Raw genomic sequence first — 21067 nt, 5'->3', positions numbered from 1 at the left:
ACGATTGCCGGCGCACGGGCGACCACCAGCGAGGAGATCGAGATGACGCCGTCGATGTCGCCGGGATCTACTGACTCGCCCGCCGCATCGTCGAAGCAGGTACCGACCGCGAGAGACAACGGCAGGTCCGCCACCGAGACCGTCGCCGACCAGCTCCGCGAGCGCATCAAGTACGGGCGCCTCGCCCCCGGACAACGGCTGGTCGAGGTCGACCTCATCCACGAGCTCCGCGTCAGCAGGAGCACGATCCGCGCCGCGTTCAGCCAGCTGGCCAGCGAGGGAATCATCATCCTCGAACATAACCGGGGAGCGCACGTCCGCGTCCTCGACCTCGATGGCATCCGACAGCTCTACGAGGTCAGGGCCACACTGGAAGGCAGGGCCGCAGGACTCACCGCGCAGCGCGTGGAGACGCCGGGGTGCCGGCAGGCGATGCACTCACTGCTCGAGCACAGCAGCGACTTCTCCGACGGGAGCAGCTTCGCCGCCTACTGGAACTACAACGAGAACCTCCACCGGACGGTGCTCCAGTTCGCGGGCAACGACATGCTCCGGCAATGGGCGGAGCAGGCCAGAACCCTGACTTACCACTACCACCTGCGCGCGGCCACCGCGCAGGACGATCCAGGGCGCCCTGTGTCGATCAGCCACGCGTGCGAGCAACACCAGCTGATCCTGGAAGCCATCCTGGCCGGCGATGCCGACCGGGCCGAGGCCGCCATGCGCGAGCACATCCACGCCAACGGCAAGGGGATCAGGGCCTTCATGCAGAGGGCCTGACGCCCGTGAGTCTCCACAGGGGACAGCGGGTTCCCCGCTCGGCCCTCGCGGTCCGCACCCGCGAACCACACCCCCGCGCACCACCAACGCAGGATTCGCGGCTGGTCGCAGAACTCGCCGGCATGGACGGGGTACTCGCGAGGACGTCACTGGTCTGTACATCAGCGGCTGATCTCCGCCGACACCCCGCGCCCGTAGCTGGAGCCCGGCCGCGCCCTCAGCACCCGCTGCCGGAGTTTCCCGAAACCGGACCAAACTGTTCGCTTGAAAGGCCGTCAGGCGCGCGCTCTCGGCACCGGCCGCAGGCTAGGACGGTGATCAGCTGGTCGCGGCGGCCGTCAGTCGGGATCAGGTCGAGATTCACGCTGAGCGGGGCGAGCTCTACAGCTGTTCGAGATCCCGAGCTAGTTCCACGACGGCCAGGCAGGGCCCCAGGTCATTGGTCACCATGTGCCGTGGTCGTCACGGTCTGCTCGGCGCCCCATATGTCGGGTCGGGCGAAGACGAACTCGCCACCATGCACGACGGGATCGGAGCGCCTTAGGCCGAGGATCTCGACCGGCAGTCACCCAGCGGGTGAGCAATACGGGGCGTCTACCCGGCATCCAGCACGATCAAGATCTCCGAGCCCTCCCGCCACTGGCCAGGGGCGATAAGCTGTTTGACGACCTCGCGGGTCTGTCCCGTGGTCACCGCGGCGACATCAGCGCCGGGTTGCAGCTGGCCGGATCGCGTCAGCAGCGCCGTCCACGAGGTGCGGCCGGTCTCGAGCGCCGCGACGATCGAGTACGGCCAGCCTGGGCCATCAGATCTTGGTGCAGACGAACGCTGTCGGGTTGCCGTTCCATTGGCAATCCAGGAACGGATGTCACGTGCGCGGCCGGCCGTTACTCCTCACGCGCCCATACCGACCACCTTGGCCGCTTGACACGATGATTGAGATTCCTTCCTGCCAAGCCTACGCCCGGTGTGTCCGACCACGACCAGGTCTAACCGCAATTCCGACTCCCCACACTGTTGCTCAGCCCTCCCGTACGGCTTCGGTTCCGTCCCAGCCCACCGAGGCGAGGTAGATGCGTGTGTAGGTGGCCTCTTGCTTGGGGGACATCTCGATCAACTCGACCATGCCCGGGAGCACGCTGGTGGTGTCGACGTAGGTGACTCGAGCACCGCTGGGGAGCGTGTCGGAGAACGCAACCTCGTGGCCTTCGTCGCGGTAGCGCGCCACCTCGGTGTCAAGGTCGTGAGTGCCGATGCCCCAGTGATGGAAGCCGTGTCCGCGCTGGTCAATGAGCTCCCGGTATACCGATGGGCTTGCGCAGTGCTGTTGCACCAGCTCGATCATCGCGTGGCCGCTGAACGTCCTGGCGAGCGTGAGCCGCACGTCCGTCGGGTCTCCTCGGTAGCGCGCGGTCGGCGAGATGAAGGGACCGCGAACGAACCAGGGGCCGACTCCGAGACGTGTCGTCCAGGCCGTCATTGCCGCCCTGACGTCATCGACGGTGTAGGCATATTGGACCAGGCCACCGACAGGTTGGCCGAAGTCGAACGCGCTCATGCTTGCTCCTCCTCAGCGGGGTAGGTCGCGATGTAGTGCTCCTTGGTCTGCGCCAGCCGCACCCGAGCGACGCGGAAGTCGATTACGGCGGGCCGGCCCTCGTTGTTCGCGGCAAGGGCCTGTTTCAAGGCGGTCTCGACGTCGGCGGGGTTGTCGACGCGCGCGGCGTGGCAGCCGCAGGCGGCGGCGACACTGACGAAGTCGGGTTGGTAGGAGAACTCGGTGTCCAGGATCCGGTCACCGAACACGTGGTGCTGGATGTCCCAGATCGAGCCGAGCGCCTCGTCGTTGAGCACGGCCCAGGTGACGGGCAACCGGTTCGCTGTGGCGACGGGGAGTACGTTCATCGCCATCTGGAAGGAGCCGTCCCCGGTGAAGCACAGCGCGGGCCGATCGGGGTGGACAAGTCGAGCGACGGGCATGGCCGCGGTGACGAATCCCATTCCGTAGAAGCTCGACGGAATGATCGTCGAGCGTGGTTCGAACACACGGAAGTACGGGAACGCGCCGCCGATGTGTTGGGCGAGCACGCCCACGTCCACGCCATATGTCGTCTTCCTCGGGAACACCGCGCGTGCCGTGCGGATGACGCGCACCGGGTGGATCGGTGTTTCTTCGCTCGCTGCCATTGTGTCCACCTCGGCTTCAACGGCGTCGAGTTCGTCCCGGACACGGGCGACCCGCGGATGCGCCTGGTATCCGACCGTGCTCGGCTCGCCCGCGGCTATAACGCCAGCGAGCAACTGTTCGGCCACGGTACGCGCGTCGCCCACGAGTGCGATGTTCGCCGGCACGCTGCGACCCAGTTCCGCGTGGTCGATGTCGACCTGAATGTAAGTCGCGTCGGGGTGCGGGATCGCGCCGGGTCGCCAGTTGGTCTCCATTTCTTCGAATCGTGTGCCCAGGCCGAGCACGACGTCGGCCTCTCCGAGCAGCCGCTTGGAGACCGGGTTGCGATGGGCACCAAGCCCACCGACCGCGAGGGGATGGTCCTCGGGCACACTTCCTCGTCCCGCCAGGCTGGTGAGCACCGGGGTCGCGAGGGTTTCGGCCAGCTCGCGCACAGCGTCGGACGCGCCGGAGGCGATGACGCCGCCGCCTGCCACGATGATCGGTCGCTGGGCTTGCACGAGGGCCGCGACAGCAGCCTCCACGTGGGCCGACTCGGCCACCACCCGCGTCGCGGGACCAGCTGGGAAGTATGGTCGGCTCTCTACCTGCTGCCCCAGCACGTCCCGCGGGATGTCGATCAGTACAGGTCCGGGTTTGCCGCCGCGAGCCATGGCGAAGGCTTGGCGGACCGCCGGCACGAGCAGGTCGGCCCGGTCCACGCGGACCGCGGATTTCGTCACCGGGTCGAACACCCGGTGGGTGTCAACCTCCTGGCTGGCTCCCCGGTACACTGTCTCGGTCGCACCACGCCCAGCGAGCACGACCATCGGCAACGCGCCGACATAGGCTTCGGTGACTGCGGTCAGCGCATTGGTCACGCCAGGCCCTGCCGTGACGACGACCACGGCCACTTGCCCGGTCAGCTGTGCGTGGCCGGCTGCCATTGCAGCCGCCTGGTGCTCGTGGGTCACCAGGACGCTGTTCATCTTGTCGCTGTGGTAGATAGCGTCGTAAATTCCGAGAACATGCCCTCCGGGCATGCCGAAGACGTGGCTCACCCCTTCCGCCTCTAGGGCGTGGACTACCGCTCTACCTGCGCTGATCGTGTTCACCGATGCTGGCTCCGTGCTGTCGTCCGTGCTTGTCAGTCGTTCTGCGGGAATCCGAGGCTCGACCTGGCGCCACCGTGGTCCGGCCAGCGTGAGGTCACGACCTTGCCGCGGGTGAAGAAGTGGACCCCTTCGGGGCCGTGTGCGTGAGTGTCGCCGAACAGAGAGTTCTTCCAGCCGCCGAAGGAGTAGTACGCGACCGGCACCGGGATAGGCACATTGATGCCTACCATGCCGACCTCGGCCTCATGCTGGAAACGGCGAGCTGCCCGGCCGTCGCCGGTAAAGATGGCCGTGCCGTTGCCATACGGGCTGCCGTTCACGAGCGTCAGTGCCTCATCGTAGGTGCGGACGCGCAGCACGGACAGCACAGGGCCGAAGATTTCGTCGGTGTAGAGGGACATGTGCGGCTGCACCCGGTCGATCAGGGTGGGTCCGAGCCAGAACCCGCCCGGTGCGCCGTCGACCTCGACGTCGCGGCCGTCGACCACGACCTCTGCGCCCGCGTCCGCGGCTCCAGCGATGTAGGAAGCCACCCGGTCCCGGTGCTCTGCTGTGACGAGAGGGCCCATATCACAATTCCCGCGACCGTCGCCCACCCGCAACTCAGCCATGGTCGCGGCGATCCTGACAACGACCTCGTCGGCCACCGACTCGTGGACGACGAGCGCGCTGACCGCCATACACCGCTCGCCTGCCGAGCCGAACCCGGCGCTGACCGCGGCCTCGGCGGCCGTGTCCAGATCGGCATCAGGGAGCACGACCATGTGGTTCTTGGCGCCGCCCAGGGCCTGCACGCGCTTGCCGTTGCGCGTGCCGGTCTCGTACACGTGGCGGGCGACGCGTGTGGATCCGACGAAAGACACCGCCTTGACGTCCTCGTGTGCCAGAAGCCCATCCACGGCGAGCTTGTCGCCCTGCAGCACGTTGAAGACACCGGCCGGCAGGCCGGCCTCCGCCCAAAGCTGCGCGAGCCAGACTGCCGCGGACGGGACCTTCTCGCTGGGTTTGAGGACAATAGTGTTTCCGCTGGCGATGGCGATCGGGAAGAACCACATCGGCACCATCGCCGGGAAATTGAACGGGCTGACGATCGCTACCGGACCCAGCGGTTGTCGGATCGACGCGACATCCACCCCGGTGGAGGCGTTCTCGCTCATCCCGCCTTTGAGCAGATGCCCGATGCCACACGCGAACTCGACCACCTCCCGGCCACGCGCCACCTCTCCACTGGCGTCGCTGAGCTCCTTGCCGTGCTCAGCAGTGATGAGCTCGGCCAGCTCATGCCCGCGACGGTGCAGCAACTCGCGAAACGCGAACAACACAGCGGTACGCCGCGCGATGGATGTGTCGCGCCAGTCCGGGAAGGCTGCGGCCGCGGACGCCACCGCGGCGTCGACATCGGCGTGTTCGGCCAGGGCCACCCGCCGGGTGGTCTCTCCCGTGGCCGGGTCGAAGACATCGGCCCGCCTCGCCCCAGCACCCTCGTTCGGCTTGCCGTCGAACCAGTGGGGTACCACATCGAGAGTGATGGCGGATGGTGACATGCTGCTCCTCAGGTCTTGCTGATGGTCGTGTTCCGCGCGTCGCCCACGCGTCAGGTGACCTGCGCGAGAACGGGATCGGCGCTGTAGCGATCGGGGTTGCGTCCTTCCGCGGCCTGTGTCGCGCGATGCCGCAAGCTGTCGGCGTAGACGTCGGCGTGCGTCAGTATCCAGAACTGCCGCTTTTCGATCGCCTGCATGGTCTGCGCCGCGACGACATCCGGAGCGAGGCGTGCCGCGGAATCTGCGGGAATGCGCCCGCTGGCGCTGGCCTGGGGAGCGACTCCGACCCACTCGGGTGCGTTGCGGTGCGCGCTGGCGATGTTGGTGCGCACCAGGCCCGGGCAGAGCAGTGATACCCCGACGCTGGAACCGGCCTCCGCGAGTTCGCGGTGCAGTGCCTCAGTGAGGCCGACGACCGCGTGCTTGCCTGCACTGTAGTGGGCGTTGCCGGGGCCGACCACGAGGCCGGCCATCGAAGCTGTGTTCAACACGTAGCCCTCGTCGGACTCCACCATCTTCGGCAGGAACGTTTCGACGCCGTGGATGACACCCCAGAGGTTCACCTTCAGCGACCATTCCCAGTCCGCGTGCCGCAGTTCCCACGTCCGACCCGAGAACGCCACTCCAGCGTTGTTGACGAGCAGCCAGGTCGGCCCGAATGTCTCCTCGGCTCGGCGAGCCAGGTCCTCAACCGATGCGAGCTCCGCGACATCTGTCCGGACGCCGACAGCTTCGGCTCCCGCATCGGTCACCGACGTGGTTGCGGCCTGCAGGGCCCGCTCCTCGACGTCGGCCAGTACGACCTTCATTCCGTAGCTCGCCGCGCGGTGTGCTAGTGCGAGGCCGATCCCACTGGCCGCTCCGGTGACAACGGCGACCTTGCCCACGAAGGCGTTTTCGTTCACTGTGTACTCCCCTGCGTATCGGCTGCAACATGGCGGGGCGCTCGGTCGCCGGTGCTTGCCGCACGACGCACGGCCTCCACCTCGGCATCCAGTCGCGATAGGATGGAGGCGTCGGGAATCACCCAGAACCGGTCCATCCGCACGGCGTCGAGGGTCTGGGTGGCGACTTCCGCAGGATCCATGCTGTCGACTTCCATTCGCTGGTAGAACGAGTCGCGAGTGTCCGGGTGGCTGGGCTCGAGACCGGTCTCCGGGGGCTGCCCGAGTTGGTCGGCAGGCCAGTTCCGGCCGGAGTCGTTCATCCTCGTCCGCGTCATTCCCGGGCAGACGACCGAGACGCCGACCGGTGACCCGGCGAGTTCCAGGTCATGCCGCAGGGACTGGGAAAGGCCGACCACCGCGTGTTTGGCCGCCGAGTACGCGGCCATCCCCGGACTTCCGACCAGGCCGGTGACAGACGACGTGTTCACGACGTGTCCCTCGCTCTGACCTACCAGTTGCGGAACGAAGGCCCGTATTCCGTGCACGACTCCCCAGAGATCGACGTCGAGGACCCACTTCCAGATCTGCTCGGAAACCTCCCAGGTCACTCCGCCTGGCCCGACCCCGGCGTTGTTGCAGACGAGGTGTACGCGACCGAACCGGGCACCCGCCGCCTCTGCGAGCTCGTCGACGGAGCTACTGTCGCTGACATCCGTCGGCACGGCGAGCACCGTGGCACCCTCGTCGCGGAGTTTTCGCGCCTCGGTATCCAGTCGTGCGGACTCGACATCGGCCAGCACGATTGACATGCCTTCCGCGACGCACGCTCGCGCGAGCGCGAGGCCGATCCCGCTGGCCGCACCGGTGATCACGGCGACCTTGCCGTGGAGTTCTCGCATGACTTAGCACCATTCCTGGTTGGTCGTTCTCAACGGACGGATTGCGCGGTGGACGCCCGTCCTCGATCGAAGGAAAGGTCACGGCGAGCGGTCTCCTTCGTGAGGAACACCGCGCCGACAGTGACGAGCGCTGTCAGCGCGACGTATCCAGACACAGGGATCGATGAGCCGAAACGGGCCAGCAGCGCGACGGCAATGATGGGCGCAAGGCTGCCACCGAAGATCGAGGCGAACTGCACGCCGATCGAGGCACCGCTGTAACGCACGGTGGTGCCGAACATCTCGGAGAAGAACGCGCCCTGCGGCCCGAGCATCCCCCCGTGGCAGACCAGCGCTACGCTGACAGCGACAGTGATCAGCAGCGATGATCCGGTATCGGCGAGCGGGAACACCACGAAACCCCATATCCCAACGGCTGTGGCGCCCGCTGCGTAGATCGGTCGCCGACCGAAACGGTCGGACAACGCGCCCCAGAACGGGATCGCGATCATGTGGAAGACCGAACCGATGAGGACGGCGTTCAACGCGATCTGCCGGTCCAGACCAAGCTGCTCGGTGACGTAGGTGAGCAGGAAGACGGTGAAGATATAGCCGCTGACATTCTCGCAAAACCGCGCGCCCATCACGAGCAAGACCTCGCGCCAGTAGTACCGGAGCACCTGCAGCGCCGGCATGGCCTGCTTGTCGGCGGACGACTTCTGCTTGGCCTCCTGCGCCGCCTTAGCTTCCTTGAACACCGGGGACTCGTCGATCGAGATGCGGATGTACAGGCCAACGACGACGAGTATTCCGGAGAGCAGGAACGGCAGACGCCATCCCCACGAGAGAAACGCTTCGTCCGACATAGTCGTGGCGAGCATGGCCAGCGTGCCGATCGACAGCACCTGGCCGCCCGGAAGGCCGACGTTGGGCCAGGAGGCCCAGAATCCGCGCCGGCCCGCGCTGCCGCGCTCGGAGACCATGAGCACTGCCCCGCCCCATTCGCCGCCGACCGCGAATCCCTGTAGCAGTCGGAAGAGCACCAGCAGCAGGGGCGCGGCGACGCCGATCTGACCGTAGGTCGGCAGTAACCCGACCGCGACCGTGGCGCCTCCCATCGTCAGCAAACTGACGACCAGCATCTTCTTGCGCCCGACGATGTCGCCGAAGTGCCCGAACACCACCGCGCCGATCGGCCTGGCGACAAAGCCAACAGCAAAGGTCGACAGCGACAGCAACGTGCCGACCAAGGGGTCGAAATCCGGGAAGAACAGTTTGTTGAAGACCAGTGCAGCGACCGAGCCGAAGAGGAAGAAGTCGTACCACTCGATCACGGTGCCGACGAGGCTGGCCATGACGACCTTCATCATTCCCTGCGGCCGCCGATCAGCTGCGGGCCCTGTCGTATCACGCTTTTCAGTCATTTGTGTTTCCTTCTCACCGTTGAGCGGACGCACTGAAATGGGGACGCAATCTGGGCGGGGTGAACCACCTGGCCGCCATCCACCCGGACGCCGGTTCAGCGAGATTGTCAGATATCGATCAATCGGTGCGGGCGAGTTTGCCCGGCGCCTCGCCGCCATGTCAACCCTGGATCTTGACCCGTTGTCGACAGGGCTTCATAATGCGTCCAGCACACACCTGAACGCTGTTCGAAATACCGAATGACATGACCGGCCCTGCGATCTCGGCGGGCCACGAGCCTTCTCGATGCCGTGGCTCGTCGTCGAGGGCTGGCTGAGCGGAGATTCCCATGCCGATTCCGGCCATCGACAAGGCCGCGCAGGTGCTCGGGCGCCTGGCCGAAACAGGCGAGCCGATGACGTTTGGCCAGGTCGCCGAGTCCGTATCCCTTCCTCGAAGCTCATTGCACGACGTCTGTACCAGCCTCGCTGAGGTCGGATTGCTGGAGCGAGGCTCGGACGGCACCTTTCGACTCGGTCTCCGCCTTGTGGAACTCGCCCGTGCCCGCCTGGCGTCCAGCGACCTGGTGAGCACCTTCCGCCGCGTGTGCCGGACTGCGGACATCCAGGAGACAACCGTGCTGGCGGTCCTGAACGGGCCGGAAGTCGTCTACGTCGCCTTCATCGACGGCGGCCGGCCTCTGGCCGTGCGATACCAGATCGGCATGCGCTTGCCCGCGACGACCACCGCGACCGGAAAGTCGATCCTCGCCACACTGCCCGAACGGGAGGTGGAGCCGCTGCTGGACAGCGGATCCGCTCCCCTGGCGGATTCCGACTACCGCGAGCTGGTCACCGAACTCGAAGCGACCCGTCTCCGCGGCTTCTCCATCGACGACGAGAAGACCGCCGCCGGCATGGTCTGCTTCGGCGCACCGGTCTTCGACGGAACCTCCGACATCGCGTGCGGCGCGGTCGCCTTCAGCATGGTCAAGACGACAGCACTCTCAACAACCGAGTGCACACAGCAGATCCGCGAGATCGCCGATGCCGTCAGCCGCGAACTGGGCGGCACGCGGCAGAGCCGGGTCTCCCGCGCCAGCTGACGGTGCCTCGTCGGCGGCGGACGCTCAGCCGATATCCGCTGGAGCCGGTGCGCTGCCGCCGTCGTGCGGCGTGTCGTCCGGCCGCGGCTCACCGCCGTGGCTGAGCACGCGGGCAAGCAGACCCGCGAGGAGACGCTGCTCTTCCCCGGTCAGGCACGCAAACCATTGTGACTCCAACCGGTTGTGGCGGGCGAAGGTCGGCTGGACCTGCTCGAGGCCCTGCTGGGTGAGGCGGACGGCGACCAGCCGTCGATCCTCCACGGAGCAACGCTCACGCTCGATGAAGCCCGCACGCTCGAGCGTGGTCAGGACGCTCGACGTCGTCTGGCGGGTAACACCCGCCAGACGTGAGATGTTGCGGGCCTCGACCTCGCCACAAATCCAGACGATGAACAACACCCGGAAGCCAGGCCAGCTCCACCCTGCCGGCCGATGCACCTTCCGCTCCGCGGCCTGCACCAACGAGTTGGCTGCCCGCACCAGGTTGAAGCCCGCCCGCATCGCGGTCTCGTCGAGGCCCGCGGTGTCCCTACGGACTGCGGCCACGGCGAGTTCCTCGAAGTCTGCGGGCGTGACCATGGAGGGATCGAAGCCCATGCCGGTATCGTATCGCTGCAGCGGATCACCTTCGGCGCACGTCACCCCCGCCACGCTACCGCCCTTGCCCACCCCGCCACGGCCAGCTAGCTTGGCAGGGCTCTGACAAGCTGATTCGCCCTGGAGGGAGTAGGCGGTGACCAAGGGTCAGCACCGGGGGCGCGATGAACCCGCGGGCGAGTTGGACACCGCGCTGACACTCTTCCGGCGCGCGGCGCAGCGGTGTCCGGACCAGCCCCTGCTGCTCTACTTCGACCGATCGATCGCCTACTCCACCGCCGACGAGATGTCCGACGACATCGGAGCGCTGCTGCGCGCTCACGGCATCGGCCGGGGCGACCGAGTCGCCGTCCAGCTGCAGTCGGTACCACAGCTGGTCCTGACGCTTGTGGCAGCGTGGAAGCTCGGTGCGATCGCCGTTCCGGTGAACCCAATGTATACCGCCTCCGAACTCGGCGCTCTCCTGCGAGATGCCGAAGCCTCGGTCCTCGTGGTCGCCTTCGGCGCCCACACGCGATCGCTGGACACCGAGTGGCCGCCGTCCTTGCGCGCCGTACTTCAGACCGACGAGTCGCGGTTGCAGTCGCGACTCGACGAGCGGGTCCTGCCGCCACCCGCGCACGGCCAGCATGGCCCCGACCTGCTCGACGACGCCGATGGTCGGCAGAGAGGGTTCGTCGCGGACACGCCCCGGCCCGATGACCCGGCATTGCTCTGCTACACGTCAGGAAGCTCGGGAGTCCCCAAGGGGGCGTTGATAACGCACCACAATCTCACCGCCGCCGCGGCCGCGTTCGCGGCATGGACCCGACTGCCAGAGGGAGCACGAACGTACGCACTCGCACCGCTGTTCCACATCAGCGGCCTGCTCTGCGCGGTCACCATGCCATTCTACCTGGCCGGTTCTATCGTGCTGAACTCTCGGTTTCGTGCAGACGTGGCGCTCGACGCCTTCCGCGAACACCGGCCGGATTTCATGGCCGGTCCGATCACCGCGTATAATGCACTGCTCGCGCAGCCCTCGGCCGCGTCACCCGAGCTGTCTTCCTTCCGGTTGCTCGCCACCGGTGGGGCGCCTCCGCCGATGGCGGTACTACGGCAATTCGACGACCGCTTCGGACACCGCATCCGCAATGGCTATGGCCTCACCGAGACCACCGGCCCTTGCGTATGCGTGCCCCTCGACTGCGACGCCCGGGTGGACGGGGTCAGCGGCGCCGTATCGGTCGGCAAACCGCTCGCCGATACCACGGTACTCGTACTCGACGACACGGGCACACCGCTCGGTCCGGACACGATCGGCGAGATCGCCATCGCTGGCCCACAAGTTGTGCCGGGCTACTGGCGATGCCACGGCGAGGACGCCCAAGCCTTCTGGAACGGCCACATTCTGACTGGCGACATCGGCTACGTAGACGCCGACGGATGGCTCTTCGTGGTGGACCGCAAAAAAGATATGATCAATGCCTCAGGGTTCAAGGTCTCGCCACGCGAAGTGGAGGACGTGCTCTACGCCCACCCGGCCGTACGGGAAGCCGCAGTCGTACCCGCACCCGATGCCTACCGGGGTGAAACAGTCGTCGCCTGGGTGAGCCCGTACGCGGACGCCGTGGTCAACGCGCAGGAACTCATCGATTTCTGCAGGACGCGGCTCGCCGCGTACAAGTGCCCGAGGACGGTCCGTTTCAGCCGGGACCTGCCGAAGACAGAGAGTGGCAAGATCCTCCGCAGGCAGCTCGTTCGGTCCGCGGGCCCCGAGTAGGCTGTGTCGGCTCGATCCGCCACGTCGCACACGGCTCCGCATGTCACCGTGACGCTTAACAGTGCGGCGAGGACGGCATCGGGTTCACTATTATGGCTGTTGCTCTGTCCGGCCGCGTTCGTCACCAGGGGGTGAGGGGTTTATGGTGCTCGGCTCTTCACACGTTTCCTCCGCGGCCTACGAGAATGCCGTGCTCGGCAAGGCTGCCGAGGCGAATACATCGCTCGACGAGCGTTCCATGCGGGTCGGGTTCAACCTGGTTCGGGTCGCCAACGCGTTCGTCCAGCTCACGGAGGATCGGGTCCATCGGCCACGGCGCTGGAGCTGGGCGGCCTTCCGCACCATGTTGATCATCTGGCACCTCGAGAGTGTCGAAGGTCGGAGCCTGGCGCGGCTTACCGGTCTGAGCCGGCAGACGTCCTCGAGCGTGCTCGCCACCCTGGAGCGCCGATGCCTCGTTGAGCGGGACCCCTGCAATAGTCACGACCGTCGGTTGGTGACATTCCGCCTGTCCGAGCGAGGGCGCGTTGAGATCGAACAGGCGTTGAAGGAGCAGAACGCGCTGGAGACGGAGAGTTTCGCGCCTCTGAGCCCCGAAGAGAAGGACACCTTGATCCATCTCCTTCACAAGTTGCTCGGACTCGAGTGAAGGGCCGAGCCTGCGGAGCGTCCTCATAGCGGTTGGGCGGGCCGGCTTGACCCCGGATCGCGCTAACGCGGGTGTGAGCTGACCGACGAGCAGTGGAAACCTCGTTCAGTCGTGCTTCCCCACCGTCGAGGTTGGTGCTGAGCGTGGCCGCGGTGGCCGCCCACCGCGTTCGACGTACAGGCCTATCGGGGCCGCAACGTGGTCGAACGCTACTTCTCGTGCCTCGAGGCAGTACGGCGCCGTCGCGATCGATACGGCGCGGGACTGCCCTGCCCTACCAAGCATGATCGACGTGGCCACCTACACGGACGGCCTTGGGGACCGCCGCAGGCCAACCCGTCCTGCACCCGACCCGGGATATCACCGACCGTGCCTCTGCCACCAGAGAACGTCAAATGGTTGACAATCCACGGTGACAGTCTTAGTGTCACCTGCACTAGAAGGACCACGGCATGCAGCCATGCGTGTGCCAAGTTGGTTAGCACGCCCGCAAGCAAGGTGGGAAGCCATGCTCCGAATAGGTCTGGCTCTGATTGCTATCTGCTCCGCGACGACCATGGTGGTGGCGTGCTCGGGCGCCGTTCCCGGTGGCGGCAATGGTGATACCGAGGGCCAGTCGATCACCCTCCGCTTCGGCCACGTCGCCGGCGAGGACGCACCCTACGAACAGGCCCTTCAGGGGTTCGCGAGTGACGTCGAGGCGGAAACCGACGGAGCAGTAGTGGTACAGACCTTCCCCGGCGGCCAGCTTGGCGGAGAGCTGGACATGGTCGAGCAGGTGGAGACCGGTGCGCTCGAAGGTGTGGTCACCAGCACCGGCGTTGTGTCGGCGTACGTCCCCGACCTGGCTGCACTGGAGCTGCCGTACCTGTTCGAGAATGGCGATCAGGCCCACGCGGCACTCGACGGAGAGCTCGGCGCGAACCTCAACCAACAGCTCGAGCGTGAAGGCTTCGTAAATCTCGGTTTCTGGGAGTTCGGCTTCAAGAACATCACCAACAGTCAAAAGCCGGTCAAGAGCGCCGACGGCATGAACGGGCTAACGATGCGGGTGTTGGAGAACGAGGTGCTCGTCGACACCTACCGCGCCCTAGGTGCGGACCCCACGCCCATCCCGTTCCCGGAGACCTACACGGCGCTGCAACAGGGTGTGGCCGACGGGTTCGAGGGACCTTACATCAACTTCGTGGATGCCAACCTCTACGAGGTGCAGAAATACCTGAGTGAGGTCGCCATTAACTATGGGGCCGTCGCGTTCATGGTCAACGCCAAGACGTTCGACTCCCTGAGCGACGAGAACCAGAGGATCCTGCGCCGGCTGGGTGAGAAGTGGACACAGCGGCAGCGAGAGATCAACGCAGAGACCGCAGGCGAGTACAAGCAGGTCGTCGAGGACAACGGCGTGCAGATTCTCGAGGCCGACGATCTCGACCTTGAGAGCTTCCGCCAGGCCACGGAGAGCGTGTACGACAAGCACCCCGAGTTCGCGGAGATCGTCGAGCTCGCCCGGTCGAGTGTGAACTGAATGTCGGCAAGGTTGGTGCTCATGGCCAACCGGCTGTGGCGGCGCATTGTCCGGGCGGTGAACCTGGTCTGTGCGGTTCTCGCCGGCCTGGCAATAACGGCCATCGTCATCCTGGTCTGCCTGCAGATCGCAATGAGGTCGCTGATCGGCTTGTCGCTGGTCTGGACCACGGAGGCAACACTGCTGCTGCTGCTCTGGACCGTGAGCCTCGGGATCTCCTTGGCGTTCGCTCAGCGCAAGCAGATCGTCGTCGACGTCGTTATCGCGAAGCTTCCTCCGCGGACGAGGCGAGTGGTCGAGGTGGTGGTCGGACTCGTCACTGTCTACTTCCTCTACATCTTGCTGGTGACGGCATGGCAACTAATGCAGGCGACCATGTTGCAGACATCCCCTGCCATGGGCCTCCCCATGGGCTACAACTACGCAGCACTCGTGGTCGGTGCGGCGCTGTCGGTGCTGAACGTTGTGGATACCGCTGTCTTCGGACGGGGCGTTACGACGCGCGCAATCGAGGAGACCACATGACCGAAATGGTGCTGGTGCTCGTCGGCTGCCTGCTCGTCCTGTTCCTGATCGGCGTTCCGATCCCGGTCTCGATCGGCCTCTCCACCGTGGTGGTGGCGGCGATTACCGGCATGCCGGTCAGCCGGCTCCCGCAGTCGATGACGTCGTCCCTGAGTCAGTTCCCGGTACTGGCAATTCCACTGTTTGTGCTGGCAGGAAAGGTGATGGAGCACGGCGGCATGTCTGACCGGCTCGTGAAGCTGGCGCGCGCGCTCGTCGGACACCTCCGTGGAGGCTTGGGCTACGTCTCAATTCTTGCCGCCATGTTCTTCGCAGCTCTGTCCGGGTCGGCCATCGCCACCACTGTCGCGATCGGGTCGATCATGATCCCGGCGATGGTCAAGGCCGGATGGAACCGGGAGTTTTCCTCGGCGGTCCAGGCAGCCGGCGGGACGCTGGGCGCGATGATCCCGCCCAGTGTCCCGATGGTTCTCTACGGCGTCACAGCGAGCGTGTCGGTCGGTGAGCTGTTCATCGCGGGGATCCTTCCCGGAATCTTCATCGGTCTCACCCTGATGGTCGTGGTCTGGCTGCGCGCTCGGCGCACGAGCGAGCAGAACCTCCAGATCGACGAACGGTCGGACGTCGCTGGGCTCGTGGCCTCGGTGCGACACGCCGTGCTGGCTCTGGGAATGCCGCTGATCGTCCTCGGCGGAATCTACGGTGGCGTCTTCACGCCCACTGAGGCGGCTGCGGTGGCCGCGCTCTACGGCTTCCTCGTGAGCGCCGTGGTCTATCGGCAGCTGACATGGCGCAGGATCGGGGAGATTCTCAACTCGACCGTGGTCGTCACCGGCGCCCTGCTCTTCATCATCGCCGTGGCATCGTTCTTCAGCATCTGGCTCACGCTCCAGCGGGTGCCGTACTCGATCGCCCAGGCCTTCGAGTCGTCGCCTCTGTCGGGCGCCGTGACGCTGCTGCTGATGCTGGTCTTCTTCCTCGTGGTCGGCATGTTTATGGAGGCGTCCGCAGCGCTGATCATCAGCACGCCCATCCTCCTGCCTGTGGCGGTGGCCATGGGTATGGACCCAGTGCACTTCGGGGTATTCATGATTGCGGCCCTGTCCATCGGGATGCTGACCCCCCCGCTAGGGGTGGGTCTCTTCGTCGCGGCGCAGGTCGGACAGACCAGCTTCACATCAGTCGTTCGTCCGGCGCTCCCGCTCATCGTCATGATGATCGTCGGCGTCGTCGCGATCCTGTTCATTCCGCCACTGTCCCTTGCACTGACGTAGCAGAACCAACCTCGTCACTACGAACAACCCGTCCCGGAGGACCCGCGTGACCGTTCAGACCACCCGCTCGCACAACCGTGGGCTCGCCAACGCGCTCGGCGAGATGCGCGATCTGCTGGGAGACGACAACGTACTCGGCCAGGAAGAGGCCGCCGCACGCTACATAGACCCGTACAAGGTGGAGGACGATGCCCAGTTCGCCCCCGGAGGTGCCGTTCGACCGACGTCGGCTGAAGACGTACAGGAGATCGTGCGGATCGCCAATCGGCACATCGTCGCCCTGTCACCAATCTCCACCGGACGCAACAACGCGTACGGCGGCTCGGCCCCCCGCATGGCGGGAGCCGTCGTCGTCGACCTCGGCTCCATGAACCGCGTCCTTGAGGTCGACGAGGAGCTGGGCTACGCCCTTGTCGAGCCGGGCGTCTCATACCTCGACCTGCACGCGCATCTCCGCGAGATCGGTTCCGAGCTCTGGGTGGACACCGCCGACCTCGGGTGGGGCAGCGTCCTCGGCAACGCCCTCGAGCGCGGAGTCGGCTTCACGCCCTACGGCGACCACTTCGGGCACATCTGCGGAATGGAGGTCGTCCTGCCCGAGGGCGACCTACTGCGCACGGGGATGGGAGGCATCGAGGGCAACAACACGTGGGGTGCGTACAAGTACGGCTTCGGCCCTTACGTCGACGGGCTGTTCAGCCAGTCCAACCTGGGAATCGTCACCAAGATCGGTATCTGGCTCATGAAGAACCCGGGCGGGGCCAAGGTTTTCATGGTCGGCGTTCCCCGGGAGGAGGATCTGGAGCAGTGTGTCGACATCGTGCGTGAACTGAAACTCGGCGGTGTCATACGGAACCAGTGCACAGTCCGCCACGTGCTCTTCGACGCCGCCACGATGCTCAGCAAGGAGCAGCTGTACTCCGAAGAGGGGCCGGTCACCCCCGGGGGCATCCGGGAGATGCAGGACCGCCTTGATTTGGGCTACTGGAACCTCTACGCCGCGGTGTACGGCGACGAAGTGGAGATGCAGGCCTCCCTGGACAAGATCGCGTCCGCGTACTCGGTGATCCCCGGAGCCCGGCTCTACCTGCCGGAGGACCGGCCGGGGCCCGAAGGCGGGGTACTGCGCAGCCGGCAGCAGGTCATGACAGGACAGCCCAACCTCAACGAGCTCAAGCTGCTCGAATGGATCCCCAACGGGGGGCACATCGACGTTTCGCCCATACTGCCGATGAAAGGCGCCGACGCGTGGCAACAGTACCAGTCCATGAACGCGAGGTGTCGGCAATACGGCCACAACTACTTCTCCAGCTTTATCTTCGGAAATCGCGAGATCCGGCACATCGCGACGTTCCTCTTCGATACCGAATCGGCCCCCGAGCGCGAAAACGTCCTCGCCCTGGCCAAACAGCTGGTGTCGGACGCCGCTGACAGCGGCTACGGTGAGTACCGCGGCCACATTGCGATGATGGACGAGATCGCCGCCACCTTCTCGTGGAACGAACACGCACAGATGCGCTTCTACGAGCGCTTGAAAGATGCGCTGGACCCCAACGGTGTGCTCGCCCCGGGCAAGCAAGGCGTCTGGCCTGCACGGCTTCGCACCGAGCGGGAGGAGCGTTGATGAGTCCGAACCGTCATGCCTTCATCCCTGCGCTGGCCGAAATCGTGGGCATCGACAACGTCGAGAGCTCCGAGAAGGAGCTCGAGGACTGGCGCGACCCGTATGACTACCGGGGCACCCACCGTCGCAAGCCCTTAGCCGTCGTGAGCCCCGCTTCCACCGAGGAGGTGCAAGCAATCGTCCGCGCAGCGGGTGTCCACAAGGTCCCGTTGTGGTCCTTCTCGACGGGCCGCAACTACGGCTACGGCGGACCGGCCAGTGCCACTGCACATGCGGTCCTCGTATCGCTGCGTCGGATGAACCGGATCCTGGAGGTCAACGAGGAGTCGGCCTACGCCGTGGTCGAGCCAGGTGTCCGGTTCTTCGACCTGTACGAGGCGCTCGGTGAGCGCGGCCACACCCTTTGGCCTTCCATCCCAGATCTCGGGTGGGGAAGTGTCGTCGGGAACACGCTCGAACACGGGGTGGGCTTCACCCCCCTCGGAGATCACCCCATGCGTCAGTGCGGCATGGAAGTAGTGCTCGCCGACGGAACGGTACTGCGCACCGGCATGGGCGCCATGGAGGGCAATCGCGCTTCGTACCACGCCAAGCGCGGGTTCGGGCCGTCGGCGGATGGGCTTTTCATGCAGTCGAACTTCGGCATCGTCACGAAGATGGGTGTCTGGCTGACGCCGCGTCCCGAGGTGTTCATGTCCTGTGACGTGCGCATCGAGCGAGAAGAAGACCTGCCCGCTCTCGTCGACCTCACGCGCAAGCTGCTGTTGGACAGCACCTTGCAGAACTCGCCCATCATCTACAACACCTTGCGCATCGCCAGGGCCTTCGGGGGCGTGGGGCGCGAGTACTGGTACACCGGTGAGGGCTCGATCCCCGACGAGGGACTCGACGAGATGGCGAGCCAGCTCGACTGCGGTCGATGGTTCATGAGATTCGCCCTGTACGGCCGCCGCGAGGTCGTGAACGCCAACTTCGGCGTCTGTGAGCGGACATTCGGTGAGATCCCTGACGCAAGAGTCGAAGGCCGTCTCTTCGACGGCGCGTCCGTTCCGACCGAACTTGGCGAAGATACCCTGGGCAGCACCCAGAAGCCGAGCGATGCGCTCAAGGCCCTCCGGCACCAATGTGCGGCAGTGCAGGCGGGGGTACCCAGCCTGACCCTGTTGGAGAACGTGCGATGGGAGGACGCCTCGGTCGCAGGCCATCTTGACTACTCACCGGTGGCCCCCACGACAGGGCCTGAAGCGGAACGGGTGGTGACGATGCTCCAGCGTTGCTATTTGGAGGCCGGCATGGACCTCTCCGCGTCGCTCATGATCAGTGCCCGTAGCTTCACGACGATCAGCATGCTCTGGTACGACACCGAAGACGCGGAAGCGGTCGCGGCGGCGAAGACCTTCCTGCGCACGCTCATCAAGACCGGAGCCGAGCACGGGTATGCGCCGTACCGGTCGCACTTGGACGTCATGGACGAGGTCGCCCACCTCTTCGACTTCGGCCACCACGCTTTGAGCCGGTTCAACAACCGGATCAAGTACGCCCTCGACCCCGCGGGCATCCTCTCTCCGGGCAAGCAGGGAATCTTGTGAGCGCGTCAAAGACGGTGACCGACCAGGCGACGTTGTTTCGAGGTGCTCGCCCAGAACCGCGCTGCGCTCGCAGACCTGGACGGTCCGCGAAGAGGTCAAGAATTCCGCCGACTGGTGAGCGGATCGAACCGACGTCCGACCAGGCCGCGCGGCGGACAAGCATACACATCAGGAGGTCATTCCCATGACTCTGCTCGACGGACAGGTCTGGACCAGCGACATCTACGTCGACGGATGGCGTCCAGGGCGGGGTGAGCCGTGGCAGGTGCGGGAGCCCGCCACCGGGAACATCATCGGCAGGGTGGGCACCGCCACCACCGAGGACGTCGCCGAGGCGGCAGCCAAGGCCGCGAAGGCGCAACACGCGTGGCAGAACACGCCCTACGACGAGAGGGCGGCGGTGCTACGCCGGGCGGGTGACCTGTGGAACGTACACTCGGGTGAGGTTCAAGAATGGCTCATTCGGGAGGCGGGCTCGATCGGGCCCAAGGCCGGGCTGGAGACGCACATCGCAGCCCAGGAGTGTTTCGAGGCCGCTGCCCTTCCGTCACACCCGATGGGCGACGTGCTGCCCAGCACGGAGCCGCGCTGGAGCATGGCACGTCGTCGCCCAGTCGGCGTCGTCTCCGTGATCGCGCCCTTCAACTTCCCGCTGATCCTATCGATCCGCTCCGTGGCTCCGGCGCTTGCCCTCGGCAATGCCGTGCTGCTCAAGCCGGACCCCCGCACAGCGGTCTGTGGCGGGGTGACCCTCATGCGGGTCTTCGAGGAGGCAGGACTTCCGCCGGGTCTCCTTCAGATGCTGCCCGGCGGGGCTGACATCGGGCAGGCTCTCGTGACGACGCCAGAGGTCCGCGTCGTCTCATTCACCGGGTCGACAGCGGCCGGACAGGCGGTCGGTGAGCTAGCGGGGAAGCACCTGAAGCGGGCACACCTCGAGCTCGGGGGTAACAACGCGCTCATCGTGCTCCCTGGTGCGGACCTGGAGCGTGCGACAAGCGCCGGCGCCTTCGGGTCGTTTATGCATCAGGGCCAGATCTGCATGACGACGGGCCGGCATCTCGTCCACGAAAGCATGCACGACGCATACGTCGAAGCGCTGGCTTCGACGGCGTCCCACCTCCCCGTCGGCGATCCGCACCGCGGCGAGGTCGCACTGGGCCCGATCATCGACGAGAAGCAGGTGGCACGCATCCACCGAATCGTCAAGTCCACGGTCGAGGCGGGGGCGCGCTTGGCTGCCGGAGGTACGTTTGAAGGCCCCTTCTACCGGCCCACCGTGCTCGCGCAGATGGAGCCATCAATGCCCGCCTACACGGAGGAGGTCTTCGGGCCGGTGGCCCCGGTCGTCCCGTTCTCGTCCCACGAGGAGGCAATTGGACTGGCACGCCGCAGCGAGTACGGGCTGTCGCTCGGCATCCTCGGTGACGTGGGAACAGCCATGGAGATCGCCGACTCCGTGCCCTCGGGAATCGTGCACATCAACGAGCAGACCGTCGCGGACGAGGCGAACGTGCCTTTCGGTGGAGTGGGTGCCTCCGGCACCGGCTCCCGCTTCGGCGGACCTACGGCGAACATCGAGGCCTTCACCGAGACGCAGTGGTTGACGGCGCGACCACAAATCGCCCCCTACCCATTCTGA

17 protein-coding genes are annotated in these 21067 nt (G+C 65.9%); 10 read left to right on the top strand and 7 right to left on the bottom strand.

What is annotated here, in order from left to right; genetic code table 11:
• Nucleotides 1–42 precede the first annotated feature (42 nt).
• Nucleotides 43–780, top strand: coding sequence for a GntR family transcriptional regulator (locus JAP66_RS27555; protein WP_199434768.1), 738 nt, complete (start codon nt 43–45; stop codon nt 778–780).
• Between the two features lie 1021 nt (nt 781–1801).
• On the opposite strand, the gene JAP66_RS27550 is transcribed toward JAP66_RS27555, so the two are convergent.
• Genes JAP66_RS27550 through JAP66_RS27525 form a run of 6 tightly spaced genes read right to left on the bottom strand, consistent with a single transcriptional unit; the run spans nt 1802 to nt 8795 of the window.
• Entirely contained in the window at nt 1802–2338 is a 537-nt protein-coding gene (locus JAP66_RS27550; protein ID WP_199434767.1) for a VOC family protein, read from the bottom strand.
• Nucleotides 2335–4062: a thiamine pyrophosphate-binding protein gene (locus JAP66_RS27545; RefSeq protein ID WP_307849742.1), complete on the bottom strand. Its 1728-nt coding sequence runs from the start codon at nt 4060–4062 to the stop codon at nt 2335–2337. Before JAP66_RS27545 ends, JAP66_RS27550 begins: the two co-directional genes overlap by 4 nt.
• Nucleotides 4063–4094: 32 nt before the next feature.
• Entirely contained in the window at nt 4095–5606 is a 1512-nt protein-coding gene (locus tag JAP66_RS27540) for a CoA-acylating methylmalonate-semialdehyde dehydrogenase (RefSeq protein ID WP_199434765.1), read from the bottom strand.
• Nucleotides 5607–5656: 50 nt separating this feature from the next.
• Nucleotides 5657–6493, bottom strand: coding sequence for an SDR family NAD(P)-dependent oxidoreductase (locus JAP66_RS27535; protein WP_199434764.1), 837 nt, complete (start codon nt 6491–6493; stop codon nt 5657–5659).
• A gap of 14 nt (nt 6494–6507) precedes the next feature.
• Nucleotides 6508–7392: an SDR family NAD(P)-dependent oxidoreductase gene (locus JAP66_RS27530; RefSeq protein ID WP_199434763.1), complete on the bottom strand. Its 885-nt coding sequence runs from the start codon at nt 7390–7392 to the stop codon at nt 6508–6510.
• Nucleotides 7393–7421: 29 nt separating this feature from the next.
• Complete coding sequence (locus tag JAP66_RS27525; protein ID WP_235999610.1) at nt 7422–8795, bottom strand: MFS transporter; 1374 nt, start codon at nt 8793–8795, stop codon at nt 7422–7424.
• Between the two features lie 329 nt (nt 8796–9124).
• Here JAP66_RS27525 and JAP66_RS27520 point away from each other — a divergent pair, with 329 nt between their 5' ends.
• Entirely contained in the window at nt 9125–9880 is a 756-nt protein-coding gene (locus tag JAP66_RS27520; RefSeq protein WP_199434762.1) for an IclR family transcriptional regulator, read from the top strand.
• Nucleotides 9881–9904: 24 nt separating this feature from the next.
• On the opposite strand, the gene JAP66_RS27515 is transcribed toward JAP66_RS27520, so the two are convergent.
• On the bottom strand, nt 9905–10522 hold the full coding sequence (locus JAP66_RS27515) for a MarR family winged helix-turn-helix transcriptional regulator (RefSeq protein WP_199434761.1): 618 nt from the start codon (nt 10520–10522) through the stop codon (nt 9905–9907).
• Between the two features lie 91 nt (nt 10523–10613).
• Here JAP66_RS27515 and JAP66_RS27510 point away from each other — a divergent pair, with 91 nt between their 5' ends.
• The 8 genes from JAP66_RS27510 (at nt 10614) to JAP66_RS27475 (ending at nt 21067) form a co-directional block, all read left to right on the top strand.
• A complete protein-coding gene (locus tag JAP66_RS27510) occupies nt 10614–12239 on the top strand; it encodes a class I adenylate-forming enzyme family protein (protein WP_199434760.1) in 1626 nt (541 codons plus the stop codon).
• A gap of 142 nt (nt 12240–12381) precedes the next feature.
• Entirely contained in the window at nt 12382–12888 is a 507-nt protein-coding gene (locus tag JAP66_RS27505) for a MarR family winged helix-turn-helix transcriptional regulator (RefSeq protein WP_199434759.1), read from the top strand.
• A gap of 508 nt (nt 12889–13396) precedes the next feature.
• Nucleotides 13397–14413, top strand: a complete 1017-nt coding sequence (locus JAP66_RS27500) for a TRAP transporter substrate-binding protein (protein WP_199434758.1) — start codon at nt 13397–13399, stop codon at nt 14411–14413.
• Nucleotides 14414–14434: 21 nt separating this feature from the next.
• Entirely contained in the window at nt 14435–14938 is a 504-nt protein-coding gene (locus JAP66_RS27495; RefSeq protein WP_199434757.1) for a TRAP transporter small permease, read from the top strand.
• Nucleotides 14935–16212, top strand: a complete 1278-nt coding sequence (locus tag JAP66_RS27490; protein ID WP_199434756.1) for a TRAP transporter large permease — start codon at nt 14935–14937, stop codon at nt 16210–16212. Before JAP66_RS27495 ends, JAP66_RS27490 begins: the two co-directional genes overlap by 4 nt.
• A 46-nt stretch (nt 16213–16258) precedes the next feature.
• A complete protein-coding gene (locus tag JAP66_RS27485; RefSeq protein ID WP_199434755.1) occupies nt 16259–17836 on the top strand; it encodes an FAD-binding oxidoreductase in 1578 nt (525 codons plus the stop codon).
• Nucleotides 17836–19425, top strand: a complete 1590-nt coding sequence (locus tag JAP66_RS27480; RefSeq protein WP_199434754.1) for an FAD-binding oxidoreductase — start codon at nt 17836–17838, stop codon at nt 19423–19425. Before JAP66_RS27485 ends, JAP66_RS27480 begins: the two co-directional genes overlap by 1 nt.
• A 184-nt stretch (nt 19426–19609) precedes the next feature.
• Nucleotides 19610–21067, top strand: coding sequence for a benzaldehyde dehydrogenase (locus JAP66_RS27475; protein ID WP_199434753.1), 1458 nt, complete (start codon nt 19610–19612; stop codon nt 21065–21067).

It is taken from the genome of Qaidamihabitans albus (genome assembly GCF_016464705.1).
Taxonomy (GTDB): Bacteria; Actinomycetota; Actinomycetes; order Mycobacteriales; family Pseudonocardiaceae; genus Qaidamihabitans; species Qaidamihabitans albus.
This window is presented reverse-complemented; position numbering and strand designations above follow the sequence as displayed.